Origin of the sequence: Rhizobium sp. RHZ02, assembly GCF_014851575.1 — a bacterium.
In the GTDB taxonomy this organism is placed as follows: Bacteria; Pseudomonadota; Alphaproteobacteria; order Rhizobiales; family Rhizobiaceae; genus Rhizobium; species Rhizobium altiplani.
In genome coordinates, this window is the sequence record NZ_JACUZX010000003.1 from 286431 (window position 1) to 305879 (window position 19449).

The 19449-nt window shown below is 60.1% G+C and carries 18 protein-coding genes; 5 read left to right on the forward strand and 13 right to left on the reverse strand.

The window, feature by feature from the left end; translation table 11 throughout:
• Positions 1–7: 7 nt before the first annotated feature.
• Positions 8–2290: a NosR/NirI family protein gene (locus tag IB244_RS06910; RefSeq protein ID WP_192303554.1), complete on the reverse strand. Its 2283-nt coding sequence runs from the start codon at positions 2288–2290 to the stop codon at positions 8–10.
• A gap of 141 nt (positions 2291–2431) precedes the next feature.
• Between IB244_RS06910 and IB244_RS06915 the strand changes: the two genes are divergently transcribed.
• The gene (locus IB244_RS06915) at positions 2432–3250 is read left to right on the forward strand and encodes a ferritin-like domain-containing protein (RefSeq protein ID WP_192303556.1); all 819 of its coding nucleotides are present in this window, start codon (positions 2432–2434) and stop codon (positions 3248–3250) included.
• Positions 3251–3560: 310 nt separating this feature from the next.
• Here the strand turns inward: IB244_RS06915 and nadC are convergent, their stop codons facing one another.
• From nadC to IB244_RS06935, 4 genes are all read right to left on the reverse strand, one after another.
• Positions 3561–4412, reverse strand: a complete 852-nt coding sequence (gene nadC / locus IB244_RS06920; protein ID WP_192303558.1) for a carboxylating nicotinate-nucleotide diphosphorylase — start codon at positions 4410–4412, stop codon at positions 3561–3563.
• Between the two features lies 1 nt (position 4413).
• Positions 4414–5952: an L-aspartate oxidase gene (locus tag IB244_RS06925; RefSeq protein ID WP_192303560.1), complete on the reverse strand. Its 1539-nt coding sequence runs from the start codon at positions 5950–5952 to the stop codon at positions 4414–4416.
• Complete coding sequence (nadA, locus tag IB244_RS06930; protein WP_018858112.1) at positions 5949–6920, reverse strand: quinolinate synthase NadA; 972 nt, start codon at positions 6918–6920, stop codon at positions 5949–5951. The genes IB244_RS06925 and nadA overlap by 4 nt, the downstream gene beginning before the upstream one ends.
• 69 nt (positions 6921–6989) lie before the next feature.
• A complete protein-coding gene (locus tag IB244_RS06935) occupies positions 6990–7892 on the reverse strand; it encodes an NrtR DNA-binding winged helix domain-containing protein (RefSeq protein WP_169680580.1) in 903 nt (300 codons plus the stop codon).
• A gap of 368 nt (positions 7893–8260) precedes the next feature.
• On the opposite strand from IB244_RS06935, the gene IB244_RS06940 reads away from it, so the two are divergent.
• Complete coding sequence (locus tag IB244_RS06940) at positions 8261–8656, forward strand: helix-turn-helix domain-containing protein (protein ID WP_018858114.1); 396 nt, start codon at positions 8261–8263, stop codon at positions 8654–8656.
• Positions 8657–8685: 29 nt separating this feature from the next.
• Here IB244_RS06940 and IB244_RS06945 read toward each other — a convergent pair whose 3' ends face one another.
• From IB244_RS06945 to IB244_RS06965, 6 genes are all read right to left on the reverse strand, one after another.
• On the reverse strand, positions 8686–8955 hold the full coding sequence (locus tag IB244_RS06945; protein ID WP_018858115.1) for a hypothetical protein: 270 nt from the start codon (positions 8953–8955) through the stop codon (positions 8686–8688).
• A 65-nt stretch (positions 8956–9020) separates the two neighbouring features.
• The gene (locus IB244_RS06950) at positions 9021–9767 is read right to left on the reverse strand and encodes a TfuA-like protein (RefSeq protein WP_192303563.1); all 747 of its coding nucleotides are present in this window, start codon (positions 9765–9767) and stop codon (positions 9021–9023) included.
• Positions 9764–11023: a YcaO-like family protein gene (locus tag IB244_RS06955; RefSeq protein ID WP_169680583.1), complete on the reverse strand. Its 1260-nt coding sequence runs from the start codon at positions 11021–11023 to the stop codon at positions 9764–9766. The genes IB244_RS06950 and IB244_RS06955 overlap by 4 nt, the downstream gene beginning before the upstream one ends.
• Before the next feature lie 12 nt (positions 11024–11035).
• Complete coding sequence (locus IB244_RS32740) at positions 11036–11167, reverse strand: hypothetical protein (protein WP_007795609.1); 132 nt, start codon at positions 11165–11167, stop codon at positions 11036–11038.
• Between the two features lie 125 nt (positions 11168–11292).
• Entirely contained in the window at positions 11293–13236 is a 1944-nt protein-coding gene (locus IB244_RS06960) for a BTAD domain-containing putative transcriptional regulator (RefSeq protein ID WP_192303565.1), read from the reverse strand.
• 232 nt (positions 13237–13468) lie between these two features.
• Positions 13469–14509: a glutamine synthetase beta-grasp domain-containing protein gene (locus tag IB244_RS06965; RefSeq protein WP_192303567.1), complete on the reverse strand. Its 1041-nt coding sequence runs from the start codon at positions 14507–14509 to the stop codon at positions 13469–13471.
• A 493-nt stretch (positions 14510–15002) separates the two neighbouring features.
• Here IB244_RS06965 and IB244_RS06970 point away from each other — a divergent pair, with 493 nt between their 5' ends.
• The gene (locus IB244_RS06970; protein WP_192241026.1) at positions 15003–15206 is read left to right on the forward strand and encodes a DUF2735 domain-containing protein; all 204 of its coding nucleotides are present in this window, start codon (positions 15003–15005) and stop codon (positions 15204–15206) included.
• A gap of 203 nt (positions 15207–15409) precedes the next feature.
• On the forward strand, positions 15410–16621 hold the full coding sequence (locus IB244_RS06975; protein ID WP_192303569.1) for a TIGR03862 family flavoprotein: 1212 nt from the start codon (positions 15410–15412) through the stop codon (positions 16619–16621).
• Between the two features lie 85 nt (positions 16622–16706).
• Here IB244_RS06975 and panB read toward each other — a convergent pair whose 3' ends face one another.
• Together panB and panC are read right to left on the reverse strand one after the other, a co-directional pair.
• Complete coding sequence (gene panB / locus IB244_RS06980) at positions 16707–17528, reverse strand: 3-methyl-2-oxobutanoate hydroxymethyltransferase (RefSeq protein WP_169680590.1); 822 nt, start codon at positions 17526–17528, stop codon at positions 16707–16709.
• A complete protein-coding gene (gene panC / locus IB244_RS06985) occupies positions 17528–18403 on the reverse strand; it encodes a pantoate--beta-alanine ligase (protein ID WP_192303572.1) in 876 nt (291 codons plus the stop codon). Before panC ends, panB begins: the two co-directional genes overlap by 1 nt.
• A gap of 371 nt (positions 18404–18774) precedes the next feature.
• On the opposite strand from panC, the gene IB244_RS06990 reads away from it, so the two are divergent.
• Complete coding sequence (locus IB244_RS06990; RefSeq protein ID WP_169680594.1) at positions 18775–19440, forward strand: J domain-containing protein; 666 nt, start codon at positions 18775–18777, stop codon at positions 19438–19440.
• Positions 19441–19449: the final 9 nt, after the last annotated feature.

Consider the following 19449-nt stretch of genomic DNA (forward strand, 5'->3'; position numbering starts at 1 on the left):
GGTGTGTTCACGCCGGCTGATCCGACGCGGAATCTGCTTTCTTGATTGGAGTACCCTTGTAGGTAACCTCGACCTTCTTCTTGGTGGTGACCTCTCCTCTGGATTCAGGTGTCGACAGCGCCATGAACTTCTCGCGCTTGAGGCGCACCTGGATCATGTGCGGGCAGCGGTGGTCGTCCTGGTACAGCTCCTGGCAGTGCATGCAGTAGATGCACTCGTTCACATTGATCTGACCTTCGGGATGAATGGCCTGAACCGGGCATTCCTTCGCGCAACGCTGGCACGGCGAGCCGCATTCAGGCCAACGCTTCAGCCACTCGAACATCCTGATCCGCCCAGGAATGGCGAGTGCTGCGCCCAGCGGGCACAGGTAACGGCAGTAAAAGCGCTCGATGAAGAGTCCGGCGACCAGAAGTGTGACCGCGAACAGCACGAACGGCCACTGGCGTGCAAACTTCAGGATGATCGCAGTCTTGAAGGGCTCCACCTCGGAGAACGTCTCGGCAAGAGCCATCGAATAGAAGGAAAGGCCGAAGAGACCGAGGAAAATGATGTACTTCAATGGCCAGAGACGCTCGTGCAGACCCCACGGCAGCTTGACCTGCGGCACCTTGAGCTTCTTGGCGACGTTACTGGTAAGCTCCTGCAGTGCACCGAACGGGCAAAGCCACCCGCAGAAGGGTCCGCGGCCCCAGAACAAGAGCGCCGCCGCAACCGCTGCCCAGAGCAAGAAAATGACCGGGGCTGCCAGGAAGAACTGCCAATTGAACCCCGTCACGAGAGCATTGGCAAAGGTGAACACATTGACGACCGAAAGCTGCGCGTTGGCGAACCACCCCAGCCAAACAAGGGTAAATAGCAGATAGCCGTTCCGGACGTAGGCGAACAGTTTCGGCCGGCGGACAAGCCAGTCCTGAAAGAAGAAGATTGCCGTCAGCGTCAAAAGCGCACCGATCGTTATCGCGATCTTGACGCGGCTTCCCTGCCATATCGATATCCAGAGCGGAGCTTCGCCCTCGTCGACGGTTGCTTCTGGCTGCGGCACGCGCGGCGCTGTGGAGACAGGGGCGGCAGCAGGCGTCTGGCTTGCTTTCTCGACCTTCACATAGGGTGTGGGGAGCGAGTAGCCGAGGTTATAGGGTAGCACGGCCTTCTGTGTGCCCTCGCCGGCGCGCTGTACCAGGAGCTGCAGCTCCCAGGGTTCGGTTACATCGAAGGTGAAATCCTTGGGAACGGCGAAGAGGGCGATTTCCCTCAGTCGGGGTGCGCCGGCTGCTGCGAGCGCCGGGATGCGGGTATGGTCGTGGTCGTGGAATCTGACACCTTGCCCGTCTTGAAGGAGTTCTATCCGATCGAAGATCCCGCCGCGCACATATCCTGACCCCTTGAAAGAGTAAGCACCATCGCCGGCAACGAGGATTGCTGCCTGATCCGGCTGCAGTTGCTTGCGAAGCCGTTCATACAGGGTGTCACCGAGCAGGCTGCGGCCAATGATTGGAACGCTGACCGGAGCAACGTAGAGATCAATGAATCGTTCGGTTTCGGGCGTCGCTTCCGGTCTTGCGGCAGCCGCGTCCTTATTCGATGTGCGGAAAGCCTCCGAGACCTCACCCACTGTCAGCCGCAGGCTGCGGATCGACCCGTCTCCAAGGAGCGTTTCCCAATCCTGCGTGCCTACCTTTGCCTCGTCGACACGCTTGACTTCCGTTGCGACCGGCGTTCCGGCGGTTTGCTGCTGACTGTCGAGCCGATGGGCACGAATAAGCTTCACGGCCGAGCGGACTACGCTATCCCCCATGACCAAGACGGTCACTGTCGCACCGCTGACGATGTCGACCTGCGGAGGACGATCGAGGCCAGCGGCGACACGTCCGAGATCTTTGCCGATGATCGAATTCAATGCCGCGACGACACGGGCCTGCGGAATGCCAATGAGGACGATCGGCTCCTTGTGATCGACGAGCTTGATACCGCGAATGACGCCATTGGCCGCAATGCCAACCACGATGTGGATTGGCTTTCCGGAATAGCCGGCGGACGCCGTGAAGTCCGAGTTCAGGTATGCGTAACCGAGAACCTCGCTCCCGCGGAACACCGGGGCGATCGGAGGCTCTCCCTGCGGCGGGCCGAAGCTGTCCGCTCCCTGGAAAAGTTCCGAGGGCTCTACCTTTTGGATGTAAGTCGCAAGCTGATCAGCGGCGCTGCAAGCAACGGCAGATAACCAGATTGCAGCAAGCACGAGTAGCGCTTGCAAGCAGGCTTGCAGCCAAGGTCTCGATTTCAAAAGCATTCTTCCCCGTACACCCACGTTGGCGGTTTACGGTGAAAGGTGTAGTCGCGACGCAGCAGCCCCTCTTTGACATGTATCAAACGGGAAAATCTTTCCTTCTGATAACCGTTTCCGCAAGACGGCGCGTCTCAGGAGCGAACCATGACAGAATTGCCAAGAGAACCGATGACCATCCGTTCGATGCCGGAGTTGCTGGCAACGGCGAAGGCTATGGAGACTGAAGCCATTGCTGGCTATGAGACGCTGGCGGACCATATGCGTCGATCGCGAAAGCCCGACCTGGTTGCCGTGTTCGAACGACTGGCTGCAGAGGAACGCGGCCATCTCGCTTCCGTAGAGGATTGGTCAGGTCAAATGGGAATGGCCAGCGTCGCTGCGGGCGCCGAACCGGAGGACGTCTTTGACGATGAAGGTATGAACCTCACGGACCCCGCGCTGCTTTCGGCCTATCGGGCCTTTTCGGTCGCTGTGCGAAACGAGGAACGGGCCTTCCTCTTCTGGACGTATGTTTCGGCCCACGCGCCAACACAGGAGATTGCCGAGGCGGCGGAACGTATGGCACGCGAAGAGCTCGGGCACGTCTCTGTTTTACGCCGCGAACGGCGTTTGGCCTTCCATCTTCAGAAGCACGCGCAGACTGAAACGATCCTCCTGCGCGAACTTGAAACCAGACTTGACGCTCACCTTCGAACACTCGTTCGAAATGATCATCCGCCCTCGCGAGAGCCGACGACACTGCGACAGAATGGCTGGGCGCAGCGCGTTGCAGCGTTCGGGGGACGCATATTGAAGTTTGAGAACTCGGTGGGGGTGGCAGATATCCCACCCACTGCGCTAGCAGAACTGCTTCTTGATTTTTATCTCGGCGAGGCGGAGCGATCCAGGGATGAGCAGACCCGTAACCTCGCTCAGCTTTACGCGGGTCAGCTCGTCGCGACCTTGGCATTGTTGCGACAATGATGCCGATATTTTCAAGGATGAACAGGCAAGGGTCGAAGAACTCCTAAGGGCTTCCAGCCTGCCTGCTCGCCGAAAGGAACGCCGAACACCTCCGCAGGATGCTCGATCGCTTCAAAAGGAAGCGCGCATCCTTCGACTATTCAGGTCGAGGAAAGAACCTCGTGTCGGCGCAGCCAACGCTCATCTCTGAAATCGAATATCGCGCCTGGACACACGACGGGAAACTCCGAGCCGTCTCGAGCAGGTCCTTTCGGTCTTCGTAGCGCGCTGCAGAAATCGTGACACGCGACGAATTTGCCAACGATATCGGTCAGCCTTGCACGTCGAGCCCGATATCCAGCGTCGGCGCGCTGTGCGTGCACCAGCCAACAGAGATGAGGTCGACGCCTGAGGCGGCGACCGCGGCAACGGTTGCAAGCGTTACACTTCCGGAGGCTTCGGTGATCGCGCGACCATCGACGATTGCGACGGCTTCGCGCAGCTGCGCCGGCGTCATATTGTCGAGCAAGACCGCATCAACACCCTCTCGCATCGCTTCACCGAGCTGCTCGAGCGTATCCACTTCGACCTCGATCTTGACCATGTGCCCAACGCCCGCGCGGGCACGACGGATCGCCTCGGCCACGCCGCCGGCAATCGCCACGTGATTGTCCTTGATCAGGACGGCATCATTAAGCGCAAACCGATGGTTCATGCCCCCGCCGGCGCGCACCGCGTATTTTTCCAGGGCCCGCAGCCCAGGTGTCGTCTTGCGGGTGCAGGCAATCGACGCCGTCGTGCCCCTGACCGCCTCAACCAAGCTTGCCGTCACCGTCGCGATGCCGGACAGATGTCCAAGAAAGTTCAGCGCCGTGCGCTCCCCCGTCAGCAACCCACGCGACGGTCCAGTGATCTCCGCGATGATGTCACCGGGCCTGACCGGGGATCCATCCTCCATAGTACGGGCCATGGTGATCGTTGGCTCGACCAGCTGGAAGGCGAGTTCAGCCGCATCCAGGCCGGCGACGACGCCGGGCTGCCGCGCCACCATAACCAGAGACGAGCGATGATCGGCGGGGATGACCGCCGCCGAGGTAATGTCGCCGGCAAGGCCGAGATCCTCAAAGAGGGCTGTGCGCACCATCGGTTCGATAATAAGGCGCGGCAACGGGGCAAGGGACATATCAGGCACTCCGGGCGAAAGAATGGGTGGCGGCATGTGCGACATCGAGCACATCGGCAAATGTCATGAAGCGGCGTTCGGCGACAGGCAGCTTCAGCGGAAAATCGGTGCGGGCATGCGCTCCGCGGCTTTCCTTGCGCAGCATTGCGAAGACGGCAATTGTCAATGCAACGATCGCCGGGTCAGCAGCGGGTCCGTCGGATTCCGCGAGCGGCAGCAGGGTGGCGATCGCACCCTGGAGAGCCCCAGCATTGCGCAGCACGCCGAGATGACGCGACACGATCGCGCGCACCGCAGACGCATCCGGTGCTGGCCCGGCTGAGACTGCCGGCGCCGACCGAACGGTGCCGGGCAATGTCGCTCCAATATCACGGGCGGCCCGAATACCAAGGGCTGCCGCCTCGAGCAGCGAATTGCTGGCCAGACGATTGGCGCCGTGCAGTCCGGTCGAGGCGGCTTCGCCGATGACCCAAAGACCGGGGACCGAACTGCGCCCCGTCAAATCGGTCGCAACACCGCCCATGTGGTAGTGGACGGCGGGGCGCACTGGAATGAGATCGATTGCCGGGTCGATTCCGGCGTCCTGACAGAGTGCATGGATCGTTGGAAAGCGGGAGGCAAAGCGATTGCCGAGCGCAGCACGGGCGTCGAGAAAGACACGCCGCCCCAGCGAGAGCTCGTCGCTGATGGCGCGCGCAACGACGTCGCGCGGAGCAAGCTCGGCGCCGTCGAAACCGGTCATGAAGCGCTCCCCCCTGTCGTTGACGAGAACAGCTCCTTCGCCGCGCACGGCCTCGCTGACAAGCGCCAAGGGCCGCCGCGCAGAGTCAAGGCCGGTCGGGTGAAACTGCACGAATTCCATATCGGCAAGCCTGGCCCCCGCCCTTGCCGCCAGCGCGATCCCCTGGCCGAAATTGCAAATGGGATTGGTCGTGGCATCGTAGAGTCCGCCGATCCCACCTGTGGCCAACACCACCCGGTTGGTCATGATGGCAGCGGTTTGCCCTCTCCGGATAATGACCACACCGGTGACAGATCCGTCATGGCTCAAAAGCGAGCGCACCTCGGTTGCATCGAGCGTGGTAATCGAGGGCGTGTTGGCGATTGCCTGCACCAGTGCGGCGATGATCGCAGCACCCGACCCGTCCCCGGATACATGCACGATGCGTCGACGCGAATGTGCCGCCTCAAGGCCAAGGACCAGGCGACCCTGACTGTCCTGATCAAAAGCAACGCCGGCGCGCTCCAGGGCGGCGATGACGGCCGGCCCCTCTTCGATGATCTCGGATGCGGCTTGCAGGTCGCACATGCCGTCGCCGGCAGCAAGTGTATCGGACAGATGCAACTCGGTGCTGTCATTCTCGCCAAGGCTTGCGGCAATCCCCCCTTGCGCCCAGGCGCTCGAGGTCTGCGCACCAATGGCGCCGCGGGTAATGAGCACAACCGGCTGCGGCGCCAGCGTCAGCGCCGTCATCATACCGGCGAGCCCGCTTCCCACGACGACGACCTGCCCGCTCAATGACCCGAGAAGCGCGGTCATATCGCAAGCATCCGCTCGACCGCACGCCTTGCAGAAACGGCAACTTTAGGGTCGACGGTGACCTCGTGGCGGTTTTCCTCGAGTGCAGCGCGGATGTTGGCGAGCGTGATCCGTTTCATGTGCGGGCAAAGGTTGCAGGGGCGGATGAACTCAACATCAGGATGGTGCACGGCGACGTTGTCGCTCATCGAGCATTCAGTGAGGAGCACGACACGGGCCGGACGCTGCTGCCCGACAAAATCCGACATGACTGCCGTCGACCCGGCAAAATCCGCCTCGGCAACGACATCCGGAGGACATTCTGGATGCGCCAGCACCGTCACCCCGGGATAATTCTCACGAAGCTGCCTGACATCATCCGCCGTGAACAGTTCATGGACCTCACAGTGACCATGCCAGGCAAGCACCTCGACCGACGTTTCGCGGGCGACGTTTCGGGCGAGATACTCGTCTGGAATCATCAGCACGCGCGGCACGCCGAGAGACTCGACAACCTGCCTGGCATTTCCCGATGTGCAGCAAATGTCCGATGCCGCCTTCACGGCCGCCGAGGTGTTCACATAGGTAATAATAGGCACGCCGGGGTGGGCTTGGCGTAGAAGCGCCACATCCTCGGGCGTGATCGAATCCGCCAGCGAGCAACCGGCCCCCATATCCGGGATGAGCACCGTCTTGTCGGGATTGAGGAGCTTGGCCGTTTCGGCCATGAAATGCACACCGGCAAGCACGATGATATCCGCCTCGACGTCAATTGCCTTGCGCGCCAGCGCCAAGCTGTCGCCGACGATATCGGCAACCCCGTGGAAGATTTCCGGCGTTTGATAGTTATGCGCAAGAATGACGGCGTTTCGCCGCCGCTTCAGCTCAAGGATCGCCTCGACGTCATCTTCGAACGACATCCACTCCGCCTTGGGGATGACGCGACGAACGCGCTCGTAGAGCGATGATGCGGAAACGCTGGGGTTCATGGCCGGCTCCTATTTATACTCAATCAGAGTATATCTGGAGCGCATAGATATTCTCGTTATGAGCATATGTCAATTGCGGGAGATTGGCAGCTTTGATCCGGCGAGCGCGCGTTCTTCCAGGACAGCATGGCGATAACGGAAAAGCTTTGCGGGGCGTCCGCCCGTTTCGCTCGTCGTCTCGCCGGTTTCCTCGACAAGTTCCTGCTGCTCGATCAGCCGGCGGAAATTCTGCTTGTGCAGCGTCAGCCCGGCAAGCGCTTCGACACTGCGCTGCAGCTGCAGCAGCGTAAAGCTCACCGGCATCAGCTCGAAAACCACCGGGCGATATTTGATCTTCGCACGCAATCTCGCAATGCCTGTCGCAAGGATACGCCGATGGTCCGCGAACATTGCCCGGCCCGGATTGGTCTCGGCCGCACAGCCCGACTCGTTCACAACGCCCGCTTCATAGAGGAGCTCGTAACGCTGCAATACAAGATCCTCGTTCCATGAGGCCTCGCCGAGCCCAAAGGCGAAATTTGCCCGTCGGATCCGATCCTCACGACGGGACGGATCACGCTCGGCCCACACCATAAGGCAGTCGACCAGGTGGTCGAGGACCGCCGGTCGCCCGGTGCGCCAGTCTTCCCACGGAAAATAGCCATACCAGCCCTGCCAGCCGGGGCGGCCGCCGCCTAGCGTCGCTTGCTCATGCACGAGGCCGAGGTAGCTGATCGAAATCGTCCGGCCGCCCAGGATTTCGTTGTTTCGGTCGCGGTCGGCGAAGGTGTAGAGCTGTTCCAGATAGCCGACCGGATGGCCCGTCTGCTCCTGAACCCATTCACGCAGACCGCTTTGCAGTGTGCGATGTCCCATTTCGAACGGACCGGACGGCAGTGCATCACCGGATCGGATCGTCATGACACGCGGTTCGCCACCCGTTACCGCAACCAGTACGGCTATCAATTCGGCATGAGCAAACCCGATCGTCACGGCAGCTACGAATCCATCTGTATCGACTGATCTATCAGTGGCATACCACATCGCGACGCGAAAGCGCTCGGGAGTTTGGAGGCGGAAAGGCTCGCCAGCACACAGGATTGCCGCTACTCGACGCGAAGGAATCCGTCAACTTAAAACGGCCGGCTGAGCACGACCTGTGGTTGCTGCTCCCCGTGACAGAAATTTGCGATTTAAACCCCTCGCAAATCGGGCCGAAAGCCGAATATCCAATATGTTGCCCATCGGCTCTCTATGCGGGATAAAAAACACATCAACGCAATTGATCCGTTCAATTATCTCCGTTAGGTTGATTGCTGGCAGAATAGTCGCGTAACAACCGGCGTTGGAAGGAGAGAGCGATGAAGGAAGGTCCCCATGCAGTTGATGTTCACGTCGGGAAGACAATCCGCATAAAGCGTCTGATGCGTAAAGTATCGCAGACCGAACTTGGTGATCGGGTCGGCGTTACCTTCCAGCAGATCCAGAAATATGAAAAGGGATCAAACCGCGTTTCCGCGAGCATGCTGGTCGAAATTGCCGGTGCCCTCGATGTCGACGTCCGATCTTTCTTCGAGGACGTCAACCCCAACTCGGCCAACGATAATCCGACGCCCAGCGAGGAATTCGTTGTTTCCCGCGACGGCGTGCTGCTCAATGCCGCTTTCCTGTCGATCAAGAACGAGCATGTTCGCAAGAAGATCGTAAAGCTCGTACAGGCAATTGCCGGCATGGAACAGCTGGACGACGGCGAGTAAAGGCGCAGTCCCAACGTCACCCCGGTCCGTCAGTGGCAGTCGAGAAGCACTAGATTCTCGCTGGCGTCCTTCATTGCGACCTGCGTCTTGGTGCCGATCAGCTTTTCGAGGTTGACGTCGAGCTCCCGTTCGGGGTCAATCCCGTCCCAGTCGATGACCACCTGAAGAAGAGCCATGTTGGTCAAGTGCATCAGATTGTTCAGCTTGAGCTTCTGGGCCTCATCCTTTGCCGCCGAGAGCAACCGGAAGATTCTCGCGTACTCGCTACCCGTTCCCTCGTCCCGCGTCAGAATGTTCATTGTCACTGCCTTCTCCAATGATGAGCCTTCCGGGCTTCAGCGATATCCATCATTCAGGTCCGGCGTTACTTGGGCGTTACAGGCGTGACAGCACCTGTGACTTCCGCCCGCAAAAGCTCCCAATGCGAGGTGGCGGCGAAGCCCCAGTCACGCGGCTGGGGAGCAAACCTCACCTCCAGCAGATATTGCAGGACGAGTTCGGCGTCCTGACGCTTGCGCTCGACCTTTCCGGCGCGAATCAGCCGCAGGATCTCCTTGGCACGGCCGTCACCGGAAAGGGTGCAGCCTTCGACGACCTTGGGATAAGTACGCTCTGAGAAATGGATCGAACGGCCTGCGAGCAACAGCATCTTGTGCTCGGCAGGCGAAAGTACGCCCTGCCGATACAGACCGTCGATCGTCGGCTGAAAATCCACCCACGGAACCGAAAGCGGCAACCAACCGAGCTCTTCTGGCGCATGCACGAGCGCGACGGCCTCGTCATCGATCAGGCGACCCTCAGCATAGTCCTCGTAGATCGTGCCGACCCCAACCATCCCGAACGCGTCGCATTCGGCTGCGCGAAGCGCGCCCATGCTGGCACCCCCGACAATGATGACATTGTGCTGCAGCCCATAGAGGATTTCCTTGTGCCACACAGAAGGCACTTCCCCGAAGTAGCCGTCAACAATCCCGATCGCATGCGCTCCATCTCGCACCGCCTGAAATATGTCGCCGCGTGCAGCGGGCCCACGAAAGAGGACCGACGGATTCTCTACCCGAAGCCTATCGATGTCGGCGCCAAAACTCGGACCGCCAAAAATGACCTTCATTGCATCGCTCCCTGCATGGCGCTCACGGCCCGCAATCCGAGTTGAATGAATTCGCCGCTGACATCCACCTCAAGGCCAGGAACGATCATACGAACGACCGAGACCGGCAGACCCGGATGGGAAAGCGGCACGGCCACCACCTGATCGATACCCCTCGACCTGAGGCGATCGAGAATGCGGCCGATGTTTTCCTGCATGGTGCGCTGCGGAGCTTCGAGCGAGAATTTCGGAGCAACCGGGGCTTCGTCGCAGAGATTGATGAGCTCTTGCATCGGGCCACCATCATCGAGCCTCTGATAGACACGCGGGGAAAAGTCGTCACGACTGCCGGCAATCGCCGTCAGTCGGCTCTGTGCGGCCTCGGTGATTGCTCGCAGTGCTGCGCGAACAGGATCAGGATGGCATCCGCATCCCCCGCAAACATGGGTCCAGCGGGCATCCACGCGCTCGCCGAGATTGCCGGGAATGATAACTGCCAGAAAGCTCGGAACGCCAATATCGGTCGTCATGTCGAGCAGCAATAGACGCATTCCAGCGCGCCGGATGCGATCGACAATGATATCGAGCACAGGGTCGCCGAACGCGATCGGATCAATTCGCGCGCCGCGCAGCTGTTCATAGGGACGCAACTGCGTCAGCGCCCACGCGTCGCGTTCAACCAGTTCACAAAGACCGTGAAGCACGGCTTCCGCCGGCCGGTTTCCGGAAGCGAGACCGTCGCTCGACTGCTCAAAACCGGACGGCCGGGTGCCCCGATGGTCGAGGCCGACGAGCGGCCAGGGAACGAAGACGGGACGGTTGGACATGATATCGAGGCCCTCGCCCCAGGCGATCGGCTCGGAACCAATCTCAGAAGGGACACAACGGGCCACCGAATCAAGGTCGATCATCGGCGCATGCTCAGCCCTCATGCCGGCGACGGTCGCAATGACAAGGTCGCTGGGCTGGCTTTCGGCAACACGCGTCTCCACCGCCTCCATCGCAGCCGAGGTCATTGCCGCCTCCTCGTCGATACCCTTTCCCTGGAAGACGGAAAGCGTATAGCTGTTCGGTCGCGTGGCAAAGGCAACGGGGATCTCAAGGAGATCCAGCGCGGTGAGCAGACCCACCCTTGTAATACCGAGTTCCTTGAAATGCGGCTTGATCGCCGCGAATGTCTGCCCAGGCGTCAACGAGCGGTCGTGATAGCTGTTGATGCCGGCCGATGAAAGGCTGAGATCTTGCGCCAGGCGCTCGAGTGCGGTCTGAACAGACATTCGCATCAATCCTCAACGGAACTTCAGGGCGTGAACGATATTTGCCGTCGCGTTCGTGTCGAGCTGCACTGCTTCCTGTTTAAGGACGGCCTGAGCGGCTGCCGAAAGACGGACTGCAACGGGCTTGATCTGTGTCGTCGTCATTGTTTCATCTCCTGTTTGAAAACAGCATCGCGCTGCGGACACAGAGAAGATGCACCAACGGGCGTTATTTCGGCGTGACCGAGATTTTCATCAGAAAAGAGGGAAAACGCCGAAGTTGTAGCGCTTCAGGACAGTCCGGCGATGCGAAGACCGTCGATCAGCTGACGCGTGTCCTCCGGATTGCGATCCGGCACGAATTGCCAGACGTCATCCGTACGGAAATCCGGGAAATTTTCGAGGACAATGGCGGCATAACGCGACGCGGTCCGGAGGTCGCCGTTCTTCGCATGTGCTGCGGCCAAGAGGCGCGAGGTCGCCGGACGATCCTTGACGCGATCGAGAACCTCGATCGCCTTTGCGTAATTTTCCTGGACGAAGTGAATCCCACCGAGGTTCCAGTAGTAGTAATCCGGTGGCAGCGGATTGAGCTTGATCGCCGCCAGGCTCAACTCCAGTGCCCTGTCACTCTGTCCATCATGCAAAAGCGCATCCGCGTGGTCGGCGAGGATATCGGCGTCATTCGGGTTGAGCATCTGCGCTTCCGCGAAGAAATCGAGGCTGTCGCTGAAGCGGCGACGGTAAAGAGCGACAAAGCCCAACTCACGCATCGCCCGGCCGCTATTGGGGTCGGTGTCGCGCGCAAGCCAGGCGGACCGGTCGGCGTCCTCCAGTAATTGCGTGTCCTTCATCCCGCGCACCAGCCACTCCATGCCGAGTACGCGCGCCATTCCGGCGTGCGCGGATGAGAATCTGTCGTGGCGGGCCAGCGCCGATTTGAACCATTTGCGCGCCTGCCGCAGATGCTGCAGATCCGTCTTCGAAACGAGACGCTTTCCTTCAAGGTACAACCGATATGCCGACGGGTTGACGTCGTGCGTCATGTCCAGGAGCTCGCGGCGCTCGATCGTGTCGGCAAGCGTCATCACGATACGCCGCGCAAGCTGCCCGAACGAGTGATTGACCTTCTGCATGGCGAGCGGCAGGTCGATTGCCCACAGCACCTCGGCCGTTGAAGTCTTCGTCAATCGGCAGGTCGCATAAATGTCGTCATCACGGCCATGGATGGTGACATAGACCGTATAGTCAAAGCGCAGTTCAGGCGGCGGCGGAGCAGCCATGCCCGCAAGATTGCGATTGACGATTTCCAGACTGGTATGAGCGGCAATAACCTTGAAGCCACGTTGCTGGCTCAGCCCGATCGTTACCTCCTCCAGCAAGGCTCGCCCCACACGCTGCAGCATCGGGTCGGACAAAATCGAATCCGGCGGCAAAATGAGGACACGGGGCTGCCCGACCGGATCGGTGGACGCGATCGCTGGCACAGTCATGGGCGAACTGGCAAGCATTGCTGGAGCGATGATGCCGAGTTCCTGCGCGAGGGCCTGCGTCACGCCATCCGGCTCCGCACCATATTCGGTTTTCAGCTCGCTACGGCAGCGAAAATATGCCTGGCGCGCGGCTGCAAGATCTTCCGCGTCAACGTGCCTTTTCATCAGCGCCCGGCAAGCGACCTCGTTCGCAGGGTCGGCCTCGACGAGCAGACCCGCGAGGAAGAGGACATCGTCAGAGGTTCGCTTTTCCGGCGTTTCAAGCAGTGAAATGATATGGGCTTCGCGACGGCCGGCGATGCGCTGTCGCTCCAGACCGATGCGCTCTTCCGCTTCAATCGTCGGCGCCTTGAACCCCTCGAGGAGCTCGCCGCCAAGCAAATCCCACGCAGGACGTGGCAACGGCGCGGCCGTATTGGTCAAGACCAGGACGTCAGCAATCCATCCCTCGTCGTTGAACGAGACATGGGTGTTGGTCGTCTTGACAAGGCGTGGCATGTCATCAGGAATGCTGCGATCGATACGCGCAAGTAGCTGGCGCAAGCTGCCGGCACGCTGTTTGGATTGATCCGATTGCCAGAGTATGCCGCGCAGGATCTCGCGGTCCATGGAATATTGCGGCGCGCTCAACAGGAGGGCAAGCAACGCGTAGGCCTTCTCCGGCAAGGCAATCTCGTGCCCCTCTGCAAAAAGCGCAGGCGTTCCGAGCAAGCGAAGGAAGTGGCTGTGTTTCCTTGTCACGGCAACTCGCGATTGGAGGATCCGCCAGGAGTATAGGACCAAACACCGACAACGCAAAAGGATTATGCTTGTCCGGCTGGACTTTTCAACCACCGGGTGATTTTGGTGGATGGATCGCAGCGGCGCCTGCGAGGACGCTTCCGCTGCAAATTCGGTGTCAGCGGGCCGCCAGTCACGGAAATGGCGCCGATCAGTCGACCGGCGCCACCAAATCTAACGCAAGATTGCTGGCTTAGGCCGCGGCCGAAGCAAAACCGGCAGTCGGAACTTCCGAGATCGTCTTCAGAACCTGCGAAGCGATCTGGTAGGGGCAACCCTGAGAGTTCGGACGACGATCTTCCAGATAACCGCGATAGCCATTCTTGACGAAGGAATGCGGGACGCGGATCGAGGCACCACGGTCAGCAACACCGTAGGAGAACTTGTTCCACGGAGCCGTCTCATGCTTGCCGGTCAGGCGCTTGTCGTTATCAGGGCCATAGACGTTGATGTGGTCCATCAGGTTCGCTTCGAATTGCGCCATCAGCGCTTCGAAATAAGCCTTGCCGCCGACTTCGCGCATGAACTTGGTCGAGAAGTTGCAGTGCATGCCCGAGCCGTTCCAGTCTGTGTCGCCGAGCGGCTTGCAGTGATACTCGATGTCGATGCCGTACTTTTCCGTCAGGCGCTGCAGCAGATAGCGTGCCATCCAGATCTGGTCGGCAGCCTTCTTTGAGCCCTTGCCGAATACCTGGAACTCCCACTGACCCTTCGCCACTTCGGCGTTGATGCCTTCGTGGTTGATGCCAGCTGCGAGGCACAGATCAAGGTGCTCCTCGACGATTTCGCGAGCGATCGAACCCACGTTCGAGTAGCCAACGCCGGTGTAGTACGGACCCTGCGGAGCCGGATAGCCGGCTTCCGGGAAGCCGAGCGGACGACCGTTCTCGTAGAAGAAATACTCCTGTTCGAAACCGAACCATGCGTCTTCGTCGTCGAGGATGGTGGCGCGGCTGTTGGACGGATGCGGGGTGACGCCATCGGGCATCATGACTTCGCACATGACGAGAACGCCGTTGGTGCGCGCCGGGTCCGGATAGATCGCGACCGGCTTCAGCACGCAGTCAGAGCTGCGGCCTTCGGCCTGCATCGTGGACGAACCATCGAAGCCCCAGAGCGGTAGCTGCTCGAGCGTCGGGAAAGCGTCGAATTCCTTGATCTGCGTCTTGCCGCGGAGATTTGGTACCGGGGTGTACCCATCGAGCCAGATGTACTCGAGCTTATACTTGGTCATTTGCGAGTCTCTCAAACATAAATCGTGAGCAAAACCTCACGCGAACCGACCGTTGAAGCGACCAGGCCGCGAAGGGCTGCCAAATGATATGCACGTCGCGTGCCAGTTTGGTTTGAACGGCATCGCGAACTGTTCAAAGCTCGCCGGTCGATCGGCGGGCTACAGGCTAGTTGGCCGTGATCGTGGGCGTGGAACTGATAGCGGACTCAATCATTTAGTCGCCAGGGAAATGGTTGGCGCATCGGTCGAGAAGCTCCGATGGCAGGGCGCCTTCAAGTGCAACATTTTTTTCGCACCCAGCCTACAATGATTACTTTTTATGCGTTTGCTTATATTTTGTACCTTAAAAGATTCTGATACAAAGCGCAGCAAATTTGGATGCTCATTATTCCAACAAATATTGCACTTTTTTCCATCATATCGCGCAAATCCTGTGCACATGTGCTATCGTCGCGTCGACGTCTTCGGAGGCAGGTGAACAAGGAGGCACAAAATGGCCGTTGGTGTGCATCACGAGACTGCAACGATCTACGCATTTCCACAGAAGCGCTTTGGCGCAGGCGAAACACGTCAAGCGGTTGATATTGAACAGGGGATGGCTCCATCCGTTTACGAAAGTTGCTGGTATCACGAAGAGGCAATGAAGAAAGCCGAGACGCCTGCAAAGCCGAAATTCACGCCCCGCATCGTGGATTGATCTTCGCCCAAACGATGCCAGCCATGTTACAACGGCGCTTAAGGCGGCGTGCCTAACTGTCCGCAGGCGCGCATTCTGCAGAACATAGCCCCATCTAAATGCACAGGATGTGTTGCAGCGTCCCATACCCATCGCGGCGCTCTTGCACACGGCGCTCGCGCGGGCCATGAGAGAGTTTGCAGATCGAGCCCGGGCAACATTTCATGGTCAAGAAGCAAATCGCGATCCTCGGCGGCGGGCCGGCAGGCCTGATGGCCGCTGAGAGCCTGTCGTCGGCCGGGCACACCGTCACAGTCTATGAAGCGATGCCGACCGTTGCGCGGAAGTTTCTCCTTGCCGGCAAGTCCGGGCTAAACATCACCCACTCCGAGGACTACGACCGCTTTGCGTCACGCTTCGGCACGTCGAATGCCCGCCTCCGCCAAGCACTGGACGGCTTCAAGCCGTCGGATGTGAGAGCCTGGGCCGCCGGGCTCGGCACCGAAACATTCGTCGGATCTTCGGGTCGGGTATTTCCAACGGCCATGAAAGCCTCGCCGCTCCTGCGCGCCTGGCTGCGAAGGCTTGAGGCGCAAGGGGTTCAGATCCTCACCCGGCACCGCTGGACAGGTTTTTCGGATGGAGGCTATGTGATCGAGGCAAGGGGGGCTGCATATGTGGTCAAACCAGATGCAGCCCTGCTCGCACTTGGCGGAAAGAGCTGGCCACGGCTTGGTTCCGATGGATGCTGGCTGCCCTGGCTGAGAGAGAAGACCATCGCCATCGATGAGTTTCAGCCTGCCAACTGCGGCTTCGATGTCGATTGGAGCGGGCACCTGCGGCAGCGTTTTTCCGGTGAGCCGGTCAAATCGGTCACGGCAACCTCGAGGGTCGGCACCATTCCGGGAGAATTCGTGATAACCCGGCATGGCATCGAGGGCAGCCTCGTCTACGCCCACGCGGCCGTGCTGAGAGAGAGCTTGGCGGCTGGCCAAACCACAACGCTTGACGTCGATTTGCTGCCGGCACGCACACAGGATCGCATCGCCAACGCGCTTGGAAAGCAAGATCCGAAAGCAAGCCTGTCAAACCGGCTCCGCAAGGCAGTTGGCCTTGATGGCGTGAAGGCGGCGCTTCTGCGAGAGCTCGCAAGTGCCACAGACCTCAATGATCCCGATCGACTGGCGCGTCTGATCAAGGCCCTGCCGATCCCCGTTCAAAGAACGCGCCCGATCGCCGAGGCGATTTCCTCGGCAGGTGGCGTCGAGTGGGGGGAGATTGACCGGAACTATATGCTGAAGGCACTCCCCGGCCTTTTCGTCGCCGGTGAGATGATCGATTGGGAAGCCCCGACAGGCGGCTATCTTCTAACGGCATGCTTCGCCACCGGCCGGGCCGCCGCGCGAGGGATCGACACCTGGCTCCGCGAACGCTAAACGCCCCCAATCCGTGTTCCAGCGCCTATGGCGGAGGCCTTGCCAGTCACCCGTGACGTACGGGATCACAGGTGGCGGCTAGACACTATGACTTGCGTTGGAACGTATGTTCCTTGGTGGGGAACTGCCCGGTGCGGACCTCCTCGGCGTAAGCTTCGACGGCTTGAGTCACCAGAGGGCTCAAATCAGCGTAGCGTTTCACGAAGCGCGGTTTGAAGTCGTTGAAAAGCCCCAACATGTCGTCTGACACGAGTACCTGCCCGTCACAGGCAGGGGATGCGCCGATGCCGATCGTCGGCACGGGAATGGAAGCCGTGATGTCACGAGCAACGGGCTCGACGGTTCCCTCGACCACGACCGCGAAGGCACCGGCTTCTGCGACTGCCAGTGCATCGCGCCTGATCTTTGCGGCCTCCTCATCGGAATGGCCCAGCGACCGGAAGCCACCGGCCGTGTTGACGAGCTGGGGCATCAGCCCCACGTGACCGAAGACCGGAACGCCTCTTGCTGTCAGGAACGCAATCGTCTGCGCCATTTCTTCGCCGCCTTCCAGCTTGATGCCGTCGCATCCGGTCTCTTGCATCAGCCGGACGGCGCTTCGAAAGGCCTGTTCCTTTGATTCCTGGTAACTACCGAAGGGCAGATCGACGATGACGCAGGCACGCGATACGCCGCGCATAACGGCGCGGCCATGGGCAGCCATCATGTCGAGCGTCACGCCAACTGTTGTTTCCATGCCGTAAAGGACCATCCCAAGCGAATCGCCCACCAGGAGAAGGTCGCAGTGTGGATCGAGCAGGCGGGCGATCGGCGTCGTATAGGCCGTCAGGCAGACGACACGGTCCTTGCCCTTCATCGCCCGAATCGAGGCTGTCGTCAGCCGCTTCTGCTTGCTATGGGTGCTCACTACGCTGCCCTCGAATTCTTGACCGATTTGAGCCCGATGATCTTGTTGTCGAGAAGCCGCGTCGTGCCGACTCGCACGAAAAGCGCGACAAGGGCAGGCGCCGATTGCAGCGAGGATAATCGTTCCAGGGTTTCCGGGTGCCGCACCGCGACCACTTCGGGCGTGGCGAGCGGCTCCATCGCGATGAATTGCCTCAACGCAGCCTCCAGCTCCTCGGGACTATCGCAGCCCTTCGCATAGAGCCGCTCGGCTTGCGCCAGCGCATTCGGCACGACAATGGCGGCCGCCCGCTCACGCTCGCTGAGATAGACGTTGCGCGACGAGCAAGCCAGGCCGTCGGTCTCCCGTACGGTCGGCACGGCAACGACACGAACCGGCTGGGCGAGATCCCTGACCATCCGCTTGATGAGCGCCACCTGCTGGTAATCCTTCTCGCCGAAATAGGCACGATCCGGCTGCACGAGGTTGAAGAGCTTCGTCACAACGGTCGCGACACCCGCGAAATGTCCGGGGCGGACCTCCCCTTCCAGTTGGTTTCCGAGTGCCGGCACATCGACGACCGTCAGCATCGGCTCCGGATACATTTCGCTGACATCAGGTGCAAACAGGATATCGACGCCGGCGGCCTCGAGCATCGCGCTGTCGCGCGTCAGGTCACGCGGATATTTGGCGAGATCCTCATTGGCCCCGAACTGCAGCGGATTGACGAAGATGGATACAACGCTCGCCTCGTTTTCGGCGCGCGCGCGCCTGACCAACTCCATGTGTCCGACGTGCAGAAAACCCATCGTCGGCACAAAGCCGATCGTCTTGCCGTCGCGCCGATAGGCACCAAGCTGATCGCGCAATTCTGCGATCTTGCGGATAGTGCGCATGAAACCTCCTCCGAATTCTCCGGGACCTCCAGGAGGGGCCGGACAAATGGTGGCGGATAGAACTCGATTTGACGAAATGCGTCAACGCGGGCCGCGGGATTATATCGATTAAGCAGCAGACTGGGCATGGGTTATTTTCAGCGGGAGCGCGATGACGCGCCTGGCATGCTCAAAGGGCCAGGGTGTTGAACGGGTGGATCTCCATCAACCGCGATCGCGCGTCCGATAACCGTGTCATGCCTGCATTGAATCAGGGGATTTTGTTTATTCTTTTTGTCCAAACTCCGCCCCAGTGATGGTAGAAGAAGGCCTCGATGGACGAATGCCCTTCATGGGTGTCACGGCAATGTCCGAACAGCGACGGAGGGATGGTGACCAATCCTTATGAGATTCTTGGGGTCCGGCGAGACGCGACCGACGAACAGGTGAAGGCTGCTTATCGGCGTCGCGCAAAGGCGACGCATCCGGACTCTGGTGGCGACCCGGAGGCTTTCAGCCGCGTCCAGAAGGCCTACGAGCTTCTATTGGATCCAGTTCGCAGAAAGGTCTTCGACGACACCGGCTACGATGTCGAACTGGCCGATCCCATCGATCTGCAGGCACTTATCGTCATCGAAAAGCTCGTCAATCAACTGACCTTGGACGAGCGCGAGCCAGGCACGTTCGATCCCCTCGCCCGCATGCGGTCCGACCTTTCTGAGGAAATGCGCAAGGCGCGTTTCAGCAAAAGAGAACTCGAGCGCCACGCCTCACGCATCGAGCATCACCTGGAACGGCTGGAGAAGCGACCGGCGACCGACATCCTCGGTTCCATGTTGCGCGCACGGATCAAGGCGATTTCGACTGCAATCGGCGAGACCGAGGCGAAGATCAAGGCCAATGAGCGCGCCTGTGAAATGCTCTACGACTATACCTATGAAGTAGACGTTCAGGAAGGCGAAGAGGGACTTGCCGTGGAGGACCAGTCGGCGCCGGCCCTGCGCGGCAAGCGCGACGATCGCCCGCTTTGGGTCGTCCCGACTGCCCAGGAAGGTTGATGCGCCGCG

What these genes read in the sequence shown, in the direction of transcription:
- IB244_RS06970 (WP_192241026.1), top strand. Translation starts at nt 15,003, where the DNA reads ATGGCCGTTGGTGTGCATCACGAGACTGCAACGATCTACGCATTTCCA.
- IB244_RS06915 (WP_192303556.1), top strand. Translation starts at nt 2,432, where the DNA reads ATGACAGAATTGCCAAGAGAACCGATGACCATCCGTTCGATGCCGGAG.
- IB244_RS06910 (WP_192303554.1), bottom strand. Translation starts at nt 2,290, where the DNA reads ATGCTTTTGAAATCGAGACCTTGGCTGCAAGCCTGCTTGCAAGCGCTA.
- IB244_RS32740 (WP_007795609.1), bottom strand. Translation starts at nt 11,167, where the DNA reads ATGACGACGACACAGATCAAGCCCGTTGCAGTCCGTCTTTCGGCAGCC.
- IB244_RS06950 (WP_192303563.1), bottom strand. Translation starts at nt 9,767, where the DNA reads ATGAAGGTCATTTTTGGCGGTCCGAGTTTTGGCGCCGACATCGATAGG.
- IB244_RS06945 (WP_018858115.1), bottom strand. Translation starts at nt 8,955, where the DNA reads ATGAACATTCTGACGCGGGACGAGGGAACGGGTAGCGAGTACGCGAGA.
- IB244_RS06940 (WP_018858114.1), top strand. Translation starts at nt 8,261, where the DNA reads ATGAAGGAAGGTCCCCATGCAGTTGATGTTCACGTCGGGAAGACAATC.
- IB244_RS06925 (WP_192303560.1), bottom strand. Translation starts at nt 5,952, where the DNA reads ATGACCGCGCTTCTCGGGTCATTGAGCGGGCAGGTCGTCGTCGTGGGA.
- nadA (WP_018858112.1), bottom strand. Translation starts at nt 6,920, where the DNA reads ATGAACCCCAGCGTTTCCGCATCATCGCTCTACGAGCGCGTTCGTCGC.
- IB244_RS06965 (WP_192303567.1), bottom strand. Translation starts at nt 14,509, where the DNA reads ATGACCAAGTATAAGCTCGAGTACATCTGGCTCGATGGGTACACCCCG.
- IB244_RS06975 (WP_192303569.1), top strand. Translation starts at nt 15,410, where the DNA reads ATGGTCAAGAAGCAAATCGCGATCCTCGGCGGCGGGCCGGCAGGCCTG.
- IB244_RS06955 (WP_169680583.1), bottom strand. Translation starts at nt 11,023, where the DNA reads ATGTCTGTTCAGACCGCACTCGAGCGCCTGGCGCAAGATCTCAGCCTT.
- nadC (WP_192303558.1), bottom strand. Translation starts at nt 4,412, where the DNA reads ATGTCCCTTGCCCCGTTGCCGCGCCTTATTATCGAACCGATGGTGCGC.
- panC (WP_192303572.1), bottom strand. Translation starts at nt 18,403, where the DNA reads ATGCGCACTATCCGCAAGATCGCAGAATTGCGCGATCAGCTTGGTGCC.